The sequence below is a fragment of the Agrobacterium sp. SUL3 genome, assembly GCF_001263295.1.
Classification (GTDB): Bacteria; Pseudomonadota; Alphaproteobacteria; order Rhizobiales; family Rhizobiaceae; genus Agrobacterium; species Agrobacterium tomkonis.
Genome location: NZ_KQ414501.1, coordinates 96469 through 112428, shown reverse-complemented (window position 1 = coordinate 112428; position 15960 = coordinate 96469). Strand labels below are relative to the sequence as shown.

Annotated in this window: 14 protein-coding genes; 3 read left to right on the top strand and 11 right to left on the bottom strand. The window is 61.5% G+C overall.

Translation table 11 applies throughout. The features are described from left to right. Window positions 1-59 precede the first annotated feature (59 nt). Window positions 60-1172 (top strand): 3-isopropylmalate dehydrogenase, encoded by a 1113-nt coding sequence (gene leuB, locus AKG12_RS09905; RefSeq protein WP_052818677.1) that lies wholly within the window; start codon window positions 60-62, stop codon window positions 1170-1172. Here leuB and AKG12_RS09900 read toward each other — a convergent pair. The 3 genes from AKG12_RS09900 to cobA all read right to left on the bottom strand — a co-directional run bounded on the left by AKG12_RS09900 (window position 1153) and on the right by cobA (window position 4727). After that, window positions 1153-2397 carry a cytochrome-c peroxidase gene (locus AKG12_RS09900; RefSeq protein ID WP_052818676.1) on the bottom strand — a complete coding sequence of 415 codons (1245 nt, stop codon included), beginning with the start codon at window positions 2395-2397 and terminating at the stop codon, window positions 1153-1155. The genes leuB and AKG12_RS09900 overlap by 20 nt on opposite strands. A 228-nt stretch (window positions 2398-2625) precedes the next feature. Further along, window positions 2626-3942 (bottom strand): cobyrinic acid a,c-diamide synthase CobB, encoded by a 1317-nt coding sequence (locus tag AKG12_RS09895; RefSeq protein ID WP_052818675.1) that lies wholly within the window; start codon window positions 3940-3942, stop codon window positions 2626-2628. Then, a complete protein-coding gene (gene cobA, locus AKG12_RS09890; RefSeq protein WP_052818674.1) occupies window positions 3939-4727 on the bottom strand; it encodes a uroporphyrinogen-III C-methyltransferase in 789 nt (262 codons plus the stop codon). The genes AKG12_RS09895 and cobA overlap by 4 nt, the downstream gene beginning before the upstream one ends. Before the next feature lie 58 nt (window positions 4728-4785). Here cobA and AKG12_RS09885 point away from each other — a divergent pair, with 58 nt between their 5' ends. Then, complete coding sequence (locus AKG12_RS09885; protein WP_052818673.1) at window positions 4786-5916, top strand: cobalt-precorrin-5B (C(1))-methyltransferase; 1131 nt, start codon at window positions 4786-4788, stop codon at window positions 5914-5916. Here the strand turns inward: AKG12_RS09885 and cobM are convergent. Genes cobM through AKG12_RS09870 form a run of 3 tightly spaced genes read right to left on the bottom strand, consistent with a single transcriptional unit; the run spans window position 5871 to window position 8349 of the window. Then, a complete protein-coding gene (gene cobM, locus AKG12_RS09880) occupies window positions 5871-6644 on the bottom strand; it encodes a precorrin-4 C(11)-methyltransferase (protein WP_052818672.1) in 774 nt (257 codons plus the stop codon). The two genes, AKG12_RS09885 and cobM, sit on opposite strands and share 46 nt — an antisense overlap. Beyond that, window positions 6641-7060 (bottom strand): cobalamin biosynthesis protein, encoded by a 420-nt coding sequence (locus AKG12_RS09875; protein WP_052818671.1) that lies wholly within the window; start codon window positions 7058-7060, stop codon window positions 6641-6643. Before AKG12_RS09875 ends, cobM begins: the two co-directional genes overlap by 4 nt. Continuing rightward, a complete protein-coding gene (locus AKG12_RS09870; protein ID WP_052818670.1) occupies window positions 7054-8349 on the bottom strand; it encodes a bifunctional cobalt-precorrin-7 (C(5))-methyltransferase/cobalt-precorrin-6B (C(15))-methyltransferase in 1296 nt (431 codons plus the stop codon). Before AKG12_RS09870 ends, AKG12_RS09875 begins: the two co-directional genes overlap by 7 nt. Between AKG12_RS09870 and AKG12_RS09865 the strand changes: the two genes are divergently transcribed. Next, window positions 8348-9130: a cobalt-precorrin-6A reductase gene (locus tag AKG12_RS09865; protein WP_052818669.1), complete on the top strand. Its 783-nt coding sequence runs from the start codon at window positions 8348-8350 to the stop codon at window positions 9128-9130. The genes AKG12_RS09870 and AKG12_RS09865 overlap by 2 nt on opposite strands. Here the strand turns inward: AKG12_RS09865 and AKG12_RS09860 are convergent. The 5 genes from AKG12_RS09860 to cobN are packed head-to-tail and all read right to left on the bottom strand — an operon-like array spanning window position 9097 to window position 15956. After that, window positions 9097-9858, bottom strand: a complete 762-nt coding sequence (locus AKG12_RS09860; RefSeq protein ID WP_052818668.1) for a precorrin-3B C(17)-methyltransferase — start codon at window positions 9856-9858, stop codon at window positions 9097-9099. The two genes, AKG12_RS09865 and AKG12_RS09860, sit on opposite strands and share 34 nt — an antisense overlap. After that, on the bottom strand, window positions 9855-10622 hold the full coding sequence (locus AKG12_RS09855) for a precorrin-2 C(20)-methyltransferase (protein ID WP_052818667.1): 768 nt from the start codon (window positions 10620-10622) through the stop codon (window positions 9855-9857). The genes AKG12_RS09860 and AKG12_RS09855 overlap by 4 nt, the downstream gene beginning before the upstream one ends. After that, complete coding sequence (locus tag AKG12_RS09850) at window positions 10619-11251, bottom strand: precorrin-8X methylmutase (protein WP_052818666.1); 633 nt, start codon at window positions 11249-11251, stop codon at window positions 10619-10621. The genes AKG12_RS09855 and AKG12_RS09850 overlap by 4 nt, the downstream gene beginning before the upstream one ends. Beyond that, on the bottom strand, window positions 11248-12606 hold the full coding sequence (cobG, locus tag AKG12_RS09845) for a precorrin-3B synthase (RefSeq protein ID WP_052818665.1): 1359 nt from the start codon (window positions 12604-12606) through the stop codon (window positions 11248-11250). Before cobG ends, AKG12_RS09850 begins: the two co-directional genes overlap by 4 nt. After that, entirely contained in the window at window positions 12606-15956 is a 3351-nt protein-coding gene (gene cobN, locus AKG12_RS09840) for a cobaltochelatase subunit CobN (protein ID WP_052818664.1), read from the bottom strand. Before cobN ends, cobG begins: the two co-directional genes overlap by 1 nt. Between the last annotated feature and the right edge of the window lie 4 nt (window positions 15957-15960).

Below are 15960 nucleotides of genomic sequence, written 5' to 3'. Positions count from 1 at the left end.
GCGCCGCCATCGAAAACCCTTCGTGATGTTTTCCGGCGCGCCGCCCAAGGAGGGTTCTCATGACAGTCCGTTCGCTATTCCTGCTGCCCGGTGACGGTATCGGCCCTGAAGCCATGACTGAGGTCCGCAAGCTGATCGATTATATGAACAGCGCGCAAAATGCCGGTTTCACCGTTTCGGAAGGCCTCGTCGGCGGCTCCGCTTACGACGCCCACGGCGTGGCGATTTCCGATGCGGACATGGAAAAGGCGCTTGCCGCCGATGCGATCCTGTTCGGCGCCGTTGGCGGCCCGAAGTGGGATGGCGTTCCCTATGAACATCGCCCGGAAGCCGGCTTGCTGCGCCTGCGCAAGGACCTCGAACTTTTCGCCAATCTGCGCCCTGCCATCTGCTATCCCGCACTTGCCGCCGCTTCCTCGCTGAAGCCGGAGCTGGTCGAAGGCTTGGATATCCTCATCGTTCGCGAACTGACGGGCGGTGTCTATTTTGGTGAACCGAAGCAGATCATCGATCTCGGCAACGGCCAGAAGCGCGGTATCGACACGCAGATTTACGACACTTTCGAGATCGAGCGCATCGCCAGCGTCGCCTTCGAACTGGCCCGCACCCGCGATAACCGCGTCTGCTCGATGGAAAAGCGCAACGTCATGAAATCAGGCGTTTTGTGGAACCAGGTGGTCACCGAAACCCACGCCGCCAAATACAAGGACGTGCAGCTGGAGCATATGCTGGCCGATGCCGGCGGCATGCAGCTGGTGCGCAAGCCCAAGCAGTTTGACGTGATCGTGACCGACAACCTCTTCGGCGACATGCTTTCCGACGTTGCGGCCATGCTCACCGGTTCGCTCGGCATGCTGCCTTCCGCTTCGCTTGGCGCACCTGACGCCAAGACCGGCAAGCGCAAGGCCATGTATGAGCCGGTGCACGGTTCGGCACCTGACATTGCCGGCAAGGGCATCGCCAACCCCATCGCCATGATCGCCTCCTTCGCCATGTGCCTGCGCTACTCGTTCAACATGGTTGACGAGGCGACGAAGCTCGAAGCGGCAATCGCAAACGTGCTGGACAAGGGCATCCGCACCGCCGATATCATGGCCGACGGTTGCCGTCAGGTCGGCACCGGTGAAATGGGCGACGCGGTTCTCGCCGAATTCAAGGCGCTTTCGGCGTAACGTTGACAGGAACCGGCTGGGCAGGCGGCACCGCGATCTGCCCAGCCTCCTTGGGTAGAAGATGCTCATACCGCCGGTCGGTCAGCGTTTTCAGAAAAGCCACGATGGCATCCACTCGCTTGTCATCCAGCGCCGGCGCGGATGTCAGCTCCGTCATGGCGATATTCTCGGGCACCTCAGGCGCATCCCATGTCTTGCCGGTTTCCGGATTGATCTGGCGGCTGGGCTTCTTGCTCTTATATTTCACGTAAAATAGCACCACCGTGCGCAGATCCCTGAACACGCCATTGTGCATATAAGGACCGGTAACGGCGACGTTACGCAGGGTCGGCACCTTGAACTTGCCGCGCTGGGCGGGGTCGCCGCCGACGTCAGGATTTTGCGCCAAACCCAGATCGACCGCACCGGGCTTCGAGCCATTCACCGCCCTGACCGCCGTATTGGCGGGAACGCCGATATTGAAATATTTGTGGTTGGTGAAGAGGCCGTCTTCCAGCCCCCTGGCGCCGCGGATTTCATGGCAGGTATTGCAATTGGTGAACTGCGTCGAGGAAATCAGAACCCGGCCCAGCTCTTCCTGATCCGTCAGCTTTTCCTCGCCGCGCAGGAAGCGATCATATTTCGAATCGAAGGTTGAGAATTCGTCCGAACGCTCGAAACTCGCCAGCGCCTTGGTCATCGCGGCATAGGCGGTTTCATCGCTCTGGAAGACATCATTGCCGAATTGCGTGCCGAGGGCTGCAACGTAATCCGGGTTTTCCCTGAGCCGTTTTACGACAGAGGCCTTGTCCGGCATGCCCATTTCAAGCGGATTAAGCGGCGGGCCGCCCGCCTGATCTTCCAGCAGCGAGGCCCGGCCATCCCAGAACTGGCCACCGACATACTCACCGGTCGCATTCTTGCCGAAAGGCGGCGTGAACCTCGCATAGGCCGCCGTCGGCGCATTGCGGTCGCCGAGCGAAATGCCGTCGTCGCCGAGCGATACATCCCGCCCGACCTTCTCGCTCTCCCGCGCATCGGAAAAACCGGCCGCCTGCATATGGCAGGTGGAACAGGCCATGGTGCGGTTCATCGAAAGATTGGGATCGTCGAACAGCGCTGCGCCCAGCTTTTCCAGCGTCGCATAATCTTCACCGCCATGAGCGGACATGCCGTTCCCACCGAAGGGAGCCAGCAGAATGGATGCGGCAAGAGCGGCAGAGAGAAAAATTCGGGGCTTTATCATCGGTAGGCACGCTCGAGACAAAATGCGCGATAGCAGGTTCTGGCCGGAAAATATGAAACAGCTTTCAATCCGACCAGACTTCACGGAACATGGATCGCAGGAGTTATTTCCGCTTTTCCATGTTCCCTGACGCGATCTATAGCACTTTCCCCTGGCCAGAGCCTACAAACTTTCGCAGCTTGCTCCACTTTGCCGCACATCCCGTGGAATGGCGATGATGCAGAACACTCAACCGCCTCTCGCGATAGCATGGAAGAAAGTGCCAGACACGAAACCCCTTCTACCGCCCGATGGCCCAAGCGGACGGCCCTGACCGTCGGCGATCTCGGCAAAAGCTGCATCATGGCCGGGATTGATGACTCGCGCATAGTGAAACTCATGGCCGCGCAGAACATCCCCCGCCGAGCCGAGCGGACCACTTGCCGTGATCGTTGCCTGCCGGTAACCAAGGTTCATCTTGCGTGTCGCAAAACTGGTGGCATGCGACAGAAGCCCGGTCATGGCATGGGTCACCCCATCGGCATCTTCCAGCGCCTCGCCAAGCACCATGTAACCGCCGCACTCGCCATGAACAGGCCTTGTCGCGGCAAAACGGGCAATGCCCGCCTTGAAACCGGCCGCATCCGCAAGCTTTCCGGCAAAAAGTTCGGGATACCCGCCCGGTAGCCAGCAGACATCGCAGCTTTCGTCCGGAGCCTCATCAGCCAGCGGCGAGAACGGCACGATTTCGGCCCCCGCCGCATGCCAATGCTTCCTGAGATGCGGATAAAGAAAGGTGAAGGCGGCATCTTCCGCCAGCGCGATGCGCTGGCCGGGCGGTGCGATCGCCGCGTCCACCGAACCGGAAGGCACATTCACCGGCGCAGCAAGTGAAAGCAAGGCATCGAGATCGATGGATTTTTCCATCGCATCCGCCAGCCGTTCTATATGCGCATCGATTTCCAGGTGTTCGCTGGCCTGCACCAGCCCCAGATGCCGCTCTGGCAGGATAAGAGAGGGATCGCGCAGGACACAGCCGGCAACGGGTAGGCCAATTTTTTCGATGGCTTCCGTGCACAATGTCCGGTGTCTTTCACTGCCGGCCCGGTTCAGCACAATTGCCGCCATGGTGACGTCAGGGTCGTAAAGGGCAAAACCATGAGCAACAGCGGCGGCCGTCTGTGACTGGCCCGACACATCCAGCACCAGCAGTACGGGAATGCCGAATAGCCGCGCCAGATCCGCCGCCGAACCGGTGCGGTTTTCCGCCACCGGAATGCCATCGAACAGGCCCATGGCGCTTTCGATCAGAACGAGTTCCGCAGCCTCGGTCTGCTGCGAAAACAGATGCCGCAGCAAATCCGGCTGCATGGCCCAGCTATCCAGATTAAGGCCGGGCGTGCCGGTGGCGAAGGCGTGGAAACCGGGATCGATATAATCCGGTCCCGTCTTGATGCCGCGCACCTTAATCCCTCGACGGGCAAAGGCCCTGAGCAGACCGATGGTCACGCTGGTCTTGCCGGACCCCGAGCGCGGTGCGCCGATGATGATCGCCCGCGCCGTCATGAACCGACCCCGCCGAGACGGCTTCGCATCGAAACAATCTCACCGATCACGATCAAAGCCGGGGCTTCGAAGTTTTCCCGCTTTGCATCGTCGGCTATGCTTTCCAGCTTACCGATGAAAATGCGCTCCTGCTCAGTGGTCGCTGACATGATAACCGCAACCGGCGTCGTGCCCGAACGTCCACCCTGCATCAGCAGCGTTGCAATCGACCCGATATTCTTCAGCCCCATGTAAACGACGATGGGTTCCTGCGTTTTCGCGAGCGCCAGCCAGTCGAGATCCTCCTCCGTGCCCGCCGCATGGCCGGTGGCGAGGGTCACGGCGCGGCTGATGCCGCGCATGGTGGCGGGAATTCGCGCTGAAGCAAGAGCAGCGAGTGACGAGGTCATGCCCGGTAAAATCCGGAACGGAATACCGGCGCAGACAAGCGCCTCCGCCTCTTCACCCCCGCGCCCGAAGATGAAGGGGTCACCGCCCTTTAGCCGCAGCACCTTTTTGCCTTGGCGGGCGAAATCGATCAGCGAGGCGGTAATGTCATCCTGCGTCGCGGAAGGCTTGCCGCCGCGCTTGCCGGCAAAGACGATTTCAGCCTGCGGACCGAGGGCAACAACATCGTCGCTGACCAGAGCATCGCGAACGATGACATCGGCCTCAGAAAGCGCCAGCGCCACTTCCAGTGTCAGATAACGCACGTCGCCCGGCCCTGCGCCCGCGAGCCAGACGTGACCGGCCTCAAAGACCGGACCTTTTGCGGCAATGCTGTTCAAAATATGCGGTGTCGACATTCTTTTTGGCTGCTTTTTAACGATGACGGAAAAAGCCGTCCCGGCTATAGGAATTCATATGGAAACAGATGGAAAGACCCTTCGCCGCGGCTGGACCACGGGTACCTGCGCGGCGGCCGCCACGAAGGCGGCTTGCGCCGCCCTTCTGACCGGGGAATTTCCTTACCCTGTCGAGGTTGAACTTCCAAGCGGCGCAAGGCCGGCATTTTCCCTCGCAACGGAAGAAAAAGGTGAGGACTTCGCCCGCGCCGGCGTCGTCAAGGATGCCGGAGACGATCCCGACGTCACCCATGGCGCCCTGATTGAAAGCACGGTCAGACGGGGTGAGCCCGGAAGCGGCATCACTTTCAAGGCCGGCAAGGGCGTCGGCACCGTTACCCGGCCGGGCCTGCCGCTGCCGCCGGGAGAACCCGCCATCAACCCGGTGCCGCGCAAGATGATCGAGGCCGCCATTCGCGAGGTGGCTGGCGCGCAGACCGATTTCGAAGTCGAGATTTCCGTTCGTGACGGCGAAAAACTGGCGGAAAAAACCCTGAATGGCAGGCTCGGCATTCTCGGCGGCATTTCCATTCTCGGCACCACCGGCGTCGTCATTCCCTTTTCCTGCTCGGCCTGGATCCACTCCATCTGGCGCGGCATCGATGTGGCACGGGCGACTGGCTGCGCCCACGTGCTTGGCGCGACCGGAAACACCTCCGAAAAGGCCGGGCAAGCACTGTATGACCTGCCTGAGACAGCGCTGATCGACATGGGCGATTTTATCGGCGGCATGCTGAAATATCTGCGCAGCCATCCAGTCGAGCGGGTAACGATCGCCGGCGGTGTCGCCAAAATGACCAAGCTCGCTCAGGGCATGCTCGACGTGCATTCCAAGAAAGGCCTTGCCGACCTTGAAGCGTTGGCGGCTTTGGCCGCGGAGGCGGGAGGGGATGACAATCTCGCCACTGCCATCCGTCAGGCCAACATGGTCGCGCACGCCTTTCAGCTGGCCGAAGACGCGGGGATAGACCTCGGGGCAATCGTTGCGAAAAAAGCCTGGATAACCGCCGCGGCGGCGCTGAACACGCCGGCCATCGCGCTCGATATTGTGGTTTTCGATCGTCAGGGCGCGCTCAAGGGGCGCACCGCCTCCACGCCGTCGCATCAACCCGCCGCATCTTCTTTCGGAGAACGGAACCGGCGTACATAGTCGGTACTATAAAGCGCGCTCTCACGAAAATCCGTCGAGGCAAGCCCGCGACCGACAAAGATCAGCGCCGTGCGCTCCACCGGCTCGGCCGCAAGCTTGCCCTCAATATCGAACAGTGTGCCGCGAATGACCCGCTCATCCGGCCAGGACGCACGTACCACGATGGCAACGGGGCAATCGGACCCATAAAGCGGCGACAGCTCCTCCACCACCTTGCCGATGGCATGGATGGCGAGGTGAATGGCGAGTGTCGTGCCAGTCGCACCGAAAGCCTTCAGCGTCTCACCGTCAGGCATCTTCGATGCGCGACCGGAGATACGGGTCAGCACGAGGCTCTGCGCCACTTCGGGCACCGTCAGTTCCCGCTGCAAGGTGGCGGCAGCGGCAGCGAAGGAGGGCACGCCGGGCGTGACGGTATAATCAAGCCCCAGCCGTTCCAGACGGCGGATCTGCTCACCCATGGCGCTCCAGACGGAAAGGTCACCGGAATGCAGCCGCGCCACATCCTTGCCTGCCTTTGCCGCCGCAACAAATTCCGCCTCGATTTCATCAAGTGAAAGAGCAGCCGTATCGACGATGCGGGCACCCGGCGGGCAATAATCGATCAAGGCCTTCGGAACCAGCGAACCGGCATAAAGACACACAGGGCAGGCAGCGATGAGATCGCGCCCGCGCACCGTTATGAGATCTGCGGCACCCGGACCGGCGCCGATGAAATGAACCGTCATTCTTCTTCTCCGTATTCAATGGCGCAGTCGCTACCACGTGGCGCGTTGCTCGTCGTTGCGATAGCCACAGTTACATCACCGACGATGAAGCGGGGCGCAACCAACCATGCACCTGCTCCAGCTGCCGCAAGCGCCGAGGCTTCGCTGACGCTGGGCGTTCCGGCGTGATCGAGGCTGGCCTGTGAAAATGTCATCGTCTCGGCGGCAACTGCCTCGAGCCGTTCCTGCGTTACGATTTCAAGCGACAGCGAGAGGGCTTTCGCCGCTTCCGCGAGGCCAGCTTCCCCGGCCTTGAGCGGAGCAGTCGCCAAAGAGTCAACCTTCACGCCAGAGGTCCGCTCGGCGGCGCGTATGGCCGTGATGATCGCGTCCGAAGGAATACCCTTGCGGCAGCCTATACCAGCCACGGTCACCATGGCTTGACCCAGCTCCATTGAGTTACCGGCATGGCCGGACGCCAGCCTGACATGGAACCGACAGCCACTACGCGGGACACCTCCAGCCGGATCATCGAACCGCCAAGCCGCGCATGAGCGGCCAGCAGCACCGCTTCCATTTCCAGCGTCACCGCATTGGCGACCAGCCGACCCCCGGGTTTCAGAGCCTCCATGGCAGCCTCGAACACACCTGCTTCACTGCCGCCACCGCCAATGAAAATAGCATCCGGCGCAGGCAAGCCTTCAAAGGCCGCCGGGGCCACGCCGATCATGACCTCCAGCCCCGGAACGCCAAAAGCATCGGCATTGCGGGTAATTCGCTCCGCTCTTTCCGGATGTTGCTCTATGGCGATGGCGAGCAGCGAAGGATGCGACAGCATCCATTCGATGCCGATCGAGCCGGAGCCCGCGCCAATGTCCCACAGCAATTCTCCACGCCGGGGCGCCAGCGAGGAGAGCGTCACAGCCCGGATTTCACGTTTGGTTATCTGTCCGTCATGTTCGAACAGGCTGTCATCGAGCCCCTGCGTAAACGGCAGGACACGCGCATCCTCATCCGCCACGACATCAATCGCCACAACATTCAGCGGGTCAATATCTTCAAAGGCAAAACCAGCCGCCCTGGCTTGCCGCCGCCTTTCGCGCGCTCCGCCCAATGCCTCGAGCAGGATGAATTCCGACCGACCAAAGCCGGACTCGGCCAGCAACCCTGCGATCAAGGCCGGGTCTCGCTCATCCGAGGTCAGCGCAATGATGCGCGCGCCGGGATGCAGATGCGGCCGCAAAAGATCGATGGAGCGCCCGTGCAGCGAAACGCATGCAGCCGATTGCAGCGCCCAGCCAAGCCGCGCTGCAGCCAGAGAAAAGGCGGAAGGCGAGGGATAACAGACTGTTTCCTCCGACGGAATCCGCCGTAGAAGCGTAACGCCGACACCGTAGAAAAATGGATCGCCGGAGGCGAGCACGCACACACGGCATCCGCGCAATGAGAGAACATCACTCATCTCCACATCGAACGGCACCGGCCATGCGCGCGCATCGCCCTGAATGGCCGCAGCGGCCAATTCCAGATGGCGTTTGCCGCCAAAAACCACATCGGCCGCTTCGATCGCCCGGAGAGCATTTTTGCCGAGCCCTTCAAGCCCGTCCTCGCCTATGCCGACGATGGAAAGCCACGGCTCTTTTTTCTTTTCAGCGGAAACGCTCTTTTCAGTAGAAGCTATCTTTTCAGTAGAAGAACTGGCCGTTCCGGAATATTCAGACGTCATGACACGCTCCATACTCATCCTTGGCGGCACGGCGGATGCCCGCATTCTGGCCGGCAGGTTGGCGGAGGACTCCGGCTACCGAATTCTGCTGTCCATGGCGGGCCGCACGCTCTCGCCGGTCGAACAGCCGGTACCGATGCGCAGCGGCGGGTTTGGTGGCGCAGCAGGGCTGGCGGATTTCATCCGCTCCGAGGGTTTCGATATTCTGGTCGATGCCACCCATCCCTATGCGGCGAGAATTTCCGCCAACGCGGTTGAAGCGGCAAGGCTGGCCGACATTCCGCTTGTCGCGCTTTCGCGCCCCGTCTGGCAGCACCAGCCGGGTGACAGGTGGCAGAGCGTCGACACCATCGAACAGGCCGTTGCCGCGCTCGGAGATGAAAGCAGACGTGTATTTCTGGCTCTTGGCCGTCAGGAGTTGCTTCCCTTCGAAGCCGCACACCGGCACAGCTATCTTATCCGCAGCGTCGATCCTGTGGAGCCGCCGCTGAAAGTACCGGATGCGCGCTACATCACCGCGCGCGGCCCCTTTGCGCTCGATGACGAAATCCGCATGCTGGAGGAAAACCGCATCGAGACGGTGGTTTCCAAGAATTCCGGTGGCAGCGCCAGTTACGGCAAGATCGAAGCGGCGAGACGGCTTGGCCTGCCGGTCATCATGATCGAGCGGCCACGCACTCTCGGCGTCGCGCGCCTGAAAGGCACGACGGTGTCGGACATAGCGACTGCGCTCACCGCCATCCGCCATCAGCTCTCCCTTTTTGAAAACCGCGGTGAATAAACGATCGGCTCCTTGCCGGAACGCTCGATCAGACGGGTTTCCACCGAACCGACGATGACGCAGGTGGCCATGTCAGCCATATCGCTTGATGCTTCCGACAGGGGCACGACCCGAATGCGCTCGTCTGCCCGGCCTGCGGCGCGACCGAAGATCACCGGCACCGAGCCGGGCAGATGCGCGCGCAAAAGATCAAAAGCGGTGCCGAGCTGGTGCGGCCGCGCCTTGCTGACGGGGTTGTAGAAAGCCATCACAAATCCGGCTTCCGCCGCCGCGATCAGCCGCTTTTCGATGATGCCCCACGGCTTGAGATTGTCCGACAGTGAAATGGCGCAGAAATCATGGCCCAGCGGCGCACCGGCCTTTGCCGCAACGGCCAGCATGGCGGTCACACCCGGTACGACGGAAAAATCGATGTCGCGCCATTCAGACGGGCCATTTTCAATCGCCTCGCAGATGGCCGCCGCCATGGCGAAAACACCGGGATCGCCACCGGAAACCACACAGACCTTGCCGCCTTCGGCCGCAAGTCGCAACGCCTGTTCGGCGCGGGAAATTTCCTCGCGATTGTCGGAGGCATGGCAGCGCTGGTGTGGGCCAAGCGACAGACGGTCTAGATAGGGAATATAACCGAAGAAATCTTCCGAAGCCTCAACTGCAGCCAGCGCTTCCGGCGTTACCTGCGCTGCACTGCCGGGGCCGAGGCCGACGACGACGAGCCTGCCGGTCATGGCTTTTCACCTGTAGAGGGTCTGGTTTTCCAGCCGGGAACCAGAACCAGCGAAAAATAGGGTGCCGGCGATGCGTCACGCTCGATAAGCGGCACCGCATGGCTGTTTGCCATGGTGCCGCGTTCCACATAAAGTGCCTCGCTGAGCTTGCCGGCCCTTTCCAGCGCCCGGCGGATTTTCGGCAGGTTACGCCCAACCTTCATGATAACGGCCCCATCGGTGCCGGAAAGTCGTTCCGCGAGAATATCTTCCGCCAGCGTTCCGGGAAGCACGCTCAATATGTCGTCACCCTGTACCAGCGGCAGCCCGGCCATGGACCAGCAGCCGGACATGGCGGTGATGCCCGCAACCACCTCTGCATCATAGGACGGAGACAGCCGCAGATGAAGGTGCATATAGGAGCCGTAAAACAGCGGATCGCCTTCCGAAAGTACGGCCACATTGCGCCCAGCTTCAAGATGGGTGGCGATATCCTTTGCCGACTGGTCGAAGAATGCAGTGATCGCGCCGCGATAATCCTCGCCGTTCTTGTCGCTTTCAACGGTTACCGGATAGACCAGCGGCATTTCCAGCGTGCCGGGGCGGATGAAAGCTTCAACGATGCCGCGACCATTGCCGCTGCCGCCCTTCTTGCAAAAGAAGGCAAGCACATCGGCATTTTCGATGGCGCGCACCGCCTTCAGCGTCAGAAGCTCCGGATCACCGGGACCGGTGCCGACGCCAACCAGTTTACCCTTGGCATGTTCAAAAAGAGCCGCACTCACAGGCCTGCCCTCGCAACCGCATTGATGGCAGCCGCCGTCATGGCCGAACCGCCCATACGTCCCTTGACGATGGCATAGGGAATGCCGAGCGTACTTGCCTCCAGCGCATCCTTCGATTCCGCCGCACCGACAAACCCGACAGGCATGCCGATGATGGCGGCGGGACGCGGCGCACCCTTTTCCAGCATCTCGAGAAGATAGAACAGTGCCGTCGGTGCATTGCCGATGGCAACAAGAGCGCCGTCCAGTTTTTCCGCCCAGAGATCGAGTGCGGCAGCGGAACGGGTATTGCCGATCTTTTTCGCAAGCTCTGGTGTGCGTGGATCGCGCAACGTGCAGATGACGGCATTGTCAGTCGGAAGCCGGGCGTGGGTCACGCCATGGGCAACCATTTGCGCATCACAGAGGATGGGCTTTCCCGCCAGCAACGCACCCCGGGCAGCGGCAACAAAATCGGGCGAGAAACGGAAATGGCTGGCCGCCTCCACCTGCCCGCAGGCATGGATCATGCGAATGGCGATATCCGCCTGCTCTTCGGTAAAGCCGGATAAATCCGCTTCTTCGCGGATAATGGCGAAGGAGCGCTCGTAGATCGCGTTGCCGTCGCGAATATAGTCATAGTCGGTCATCGGTCATCCTGTCGAAGCGCCGCACCAATCGCTTGCCTGCCAAGACGGGCAAGCAGGGTGGCACCGTTTTCCCCGGGCTTATGTTCTTTTTCGTAAAGACGGGCAAGCCGCGAAAGCGCCGTCCTCTGCTGCGCGAAAGGTAAAATGCCGTCCGGCGGGTCGCCGGCGCGGCCGGAAACGGAAAAGGCAAGGCCATCCGCCGTGCCGCAAACGGCCAGAAGCGATGGGGCAGGGTGCGCACAACCTTTGCCACAGCCGGAAATATGCAGCGTGAAAGAACCGTCGAGCAATGAGGCGCATTCCCGGGAAGCAAAAGCCGCCAGTTCATGGGTGGGGAGAAAAGCCGATGCACAGCCCGGCGCGCCGGGACAGACGGCGATGGAAGATCGCGGATCACCGGCCTCGGTAACGAAACCACATGCGCCCGCAGTCTCAAGCAGTGCATCGCAATCGGATTTCGATCCAAAAAATAGCATGCTATGGTTTGGTGACGGCCGTAAGGCCTTGATGCCGAGCATATCGGCGTCCTGGCAGAGACGCGATAAATCAGAGCCTCGGACCTGCCCGAAGGCAGGCGCGGCACCGGCGGCAAAAAAACCCGTGCCCGCCGCCATCAACCCCAGCGGCGAAGAAGGTGCCCGGACGGCCTCGGTCTTTATCACCCGATCCAGCAGTAGGTCACCACAAACCGCTTTGATGGTCGATTGGTCCAGATCGCGGCCACGGGCAAGCCGCCCCTTGCCGGCGAGATAAAGGAGAAGCGACAGAACGACATCCGCCGCCACACCCGTCTCGACCAATCCCGCATTCAGCGCCTTGCTTTCCGGCCCACCGACAAGCAATTGCCAGGAAATCCTGCCGTCCAGCCGGATCGCTTTCAGGCGGATATCCGCCAGCAAATCCCCCATGGAGAGATGTCCGCCGCCATCGATGACGACAGAAATTTTGGCGGCGAGCTTTTCATGAAGAGCGAGCCTGTCGGCCGCTTTCCGAATCTGCTCGGCAAGAAACCGTCCATCAGCGATTTCCGCATTATCCCGGCCGGCGAGAGGCGAAGTCTCGACTGCCAGGCCCTCGCGCAGCGGCAGGCCAAGCGCCAGAACATCTTTTTCCAAGGCGCATGCGCTTTCCAGCGTCAGGCCACGGAACTGGAGGCTGCCGCGTGCGGTGATGTCGAGCAGCCCATTGCCGTACCGCTCGGCGAGATCGCAAAGTGTCACTATCGCACGGGGCGAGATATCCGCTTCGAAAGCTACCCGGGACAGAAAACCGTCGCCGGTCCGCATGGGTGCTGAGAGCGCCGGGCAAAGACCGCGGCGACCGAATGGCTGAACGGGATCAGCAGCAGCAGCCATCACGCGCCCACCCTTTCCGTGCGGGGCAGGATCAGCATTTCCAGCTCCGCATCCACCGCATTTCGCCGGCTGTGCCACAGGCCACGACGGCGAGCGGAGAGGAAGCGCTCGGCCATCACCTGGGCTGCTTTCGGGTTTTCCCGCAGGATGAAATCGCGCACCTCCTCATTGCCGAAATAGGCATCATAAAGCGCCTCGATCAGCGAAGAGGAAACCGCATGGGTGGTTTCGGCGAAACCGACCAGCCTGTCCACCGTCTCGGCAAATTCCGCCGCTCCGCGTGGGCCATGCCGCATCTGGCCGGCAATGAAACGCGGATTGACGGCGCGTGCGCGCACCACACGCGTCAGCGCCTGCGTCATCGACCTTGCACGCGGGCGTGCCGGATCTGTCGTATCCAGCGCCACAATATCCGCCACGCCGCCAAGTGCAGCCTTCGCGGCAGAAAAGCCACCGATAAAGGCGACATCGGAAGAACCGTCGAGAAGATCACGGCCGGGATCATCGCCGGTATGGACAAGAAGATCGGCCCGGCGCACCAGTTCCACAAAACCGGCATCCTCGAAAATCTCCAGCCCGTCCGCGCCGCCAAAAGCATGGCTTGCAGCGTCGAGATAGGCCTGCCCCAGTTCTTCGCGTTCGTCCCATTTTCCGCTGGCGAGTTTTTCTTCGATACCCGCGCCATAGGTGCCGGGCGCGGAACCGAAAATGCGCGCCGGAATGTGGCCCAGCGCAGCCGCTTCTTCTGCCAGCGGGTTATCGCCCGGTGCTTCGTCCCGCCGCGCCACGGCTTTGGCGGCGGCATCAAGGAGCGCGATCAGCGCCGGGAACATGTCGCGAAATAGGCCGGAAATGCGGAAAGTGACGTCGACACGTGGCCGCCCGAGGCTCGCCGGCGGCAGAACCTCAATGCCGGTGACGCGGCCGGTAGCAGGGTCATGGATCGGTCTCGCCCCCATCAGATGCAGCGCCTGCGCCACATCCTCGCCACCATTACGCAGGCTGGCGCTGCCCCAGAGATCGAAAACCAGATGTTTCGGCCAGTCTCCATGGCTTTGCAGATGGTGGCGAAGTACCTCTTCGCCCGCCATGCGGCCAAGCTCGAAGGCCGTCGGCGTCGGCATGGTGCGTGGATCGGCGGCATAAAGATTACGCCCTGTGGGCAGCACATCCAGCCTTCCGCGTGCGGGTGCGCCGGAAGGGCCGGGGGAAATGTGGCAACCGTCGAGCGCGGCGAGCAGCGCGGCTTTCTCCGCTTTCGCACTTTCAAGCCTCAACGGATCGGCTTCACCTTCCGGGCAACGGCCGAAAATATGCTGACCATCCTTGATGGCGAAATCCTTGAGGTCGCAGAGAAAGGCGTCGATGCGCGACAGGGCCGCGTCGGCATCGTCCTTCGCCCCTATGCCTGCCTCCGCCGCAAGCCCGGTTTCCAGCGCCTTTTCGACGATGAGTTTCGCCAGTCGATCGCGACGGCGGCGATCCAGCCCATCCGCCTGCGCATATTCGTCAACCAGCTGTTCCAACGCCGATTGTTCCGGCGAAAGCCCGGCATTGACCAGCATTGGCGGAATATGACCGATGGTGATGGCCGCAATCCGCCGTTTGGCCACCGCTGCCTCGCCTGGATTGGAAACGATAAACGTATAGATCACCGGCAGCGGGCCGGTGACGATTTCGGGAAAACAATTGCGCGAAAGCGCGACCGTCTTGCCTGGCAGCCACTCCAGCGTGCCATGTGCGCCGACATGCACGATGGCATGCGCCGCCGCGACCCGCTGCATCCACGCACCGAAGGCGACAAGTGCATGGCGGGGTGGCAAGGCGGGGTCGTGGTAGTCCACCCGTCGATCCTCGTTTCGCCCACGGTCCGGTGCGAGTGCCACGAACACATTGCCAAAGCGGGCAACACGAAAGCGGAATGCGCCATCGGCAAGCGCATTGTCACTTTCCGCAGTTCCCCACGTGGCATTCACGGATGCGGTGGCCGTTTCCGGCAAAGCCTCAAGAAAATCTCGATAAGCGGAAAGACCAATCGCCGCTTCCTGGCGCTCGACACAATCCAGCAGAGCCCGAGCCGTGTCTGGAATATCCGACACCGCATATCCCGCATCGGCAAGATCGCGTAACATTTCAAGCACGCTTTGCGGCACATCCAGACCGACGGCGTAACCCGTGCGCCCCGGCGCGGCGCCCGGGTAATCGGGCATCAGAATGACGACACGGCGATCCTGTTTCGGTGCCTGTTTCATTCGCAGGAAGGCGGAGATGCGGTTCGCCACCTGCTCGACACGATCCACCTCCGGCACATTCAGAAGGCTGGCCCCGCCATCCGCCCGCGCCTGTTTGAACGAGATCGCACCGGCGAGAATCCGGCCATCCAATTCCGGCAGAACCACATGCATGGCAAGATCGGACGGGTTGAGGCCGCGCGCATTTTCCGCCCAGCCATCTCGCCGGGTCGTTGCCATGACCACCTGAAACACCGGAACGCCAAGGCGGTCGAACACTGTTTTCCCGACTTCATCCGTCTGGCTGGCAAAGGCGGTGGCGGCAATGATGGCGGCAGGCTGGAGGTCAGGCAACACGGTTTCGAGAAAGCGGATGGCCTCGCCATCCTTCAGGCCGCTGACGAAAATCGGCATTGGCGCAAAACCGCGCCCGGAAAGGGCGTGGAACAGCGCATCAACGGGTGCTGCATCATCTGCCAGCAGCATCGAGCGGTAAAAGAGAATGGGCAGTCTGACTGTATCGGCTGAAAAAGCGGCACTGCCCTCCGCTTGACTGACGACGCCCTGCCCGGGCCGGTAAAATCCGGCCTTCGGCAATGGTTCAGCCTGGATATCCGGCCACGCGCTATCCTTTGCCAGAGCCGCAAGACCAGCTGCAAGGCTGCCCATATTCGCCCTTCCTCCTTCACGAAAAAAGGAAAGGGCAGAGGCCAGTATCTGAATGTCCACGGTCGACGCCGCTTCGAGTTTTTCGTCCCTGTCGCTGCACTCGCCCGGCAAAAATAGAAGCTTGATGCCGCGCCGGCGGGCCATAATGGCAAGCTGATCGACGCCATAGCGCCATCGATCCGCCCCGCCGAGAATCCGGATAAGGATAACGCGGGCGTGCTCCGCCGTCTTTTCGATCCACAGATCGACCGACATGGGGTGGCGAAGCTCGGAGAGGTTGGCGGCGGAGAGCGCAGGGAGAGTATCTCCAGCTTCCCGCCACGCCCGCTCCAGCCCGGCAAGATCGCTTGCCGAAAAAGACAGCATCACCACATCCGAGCGGGGCTGGTTGAGATCAACCGGCTCGATCAGATCGTCCAGAGACGAGGATGTGGTGGCGAGAATATGCATCTAC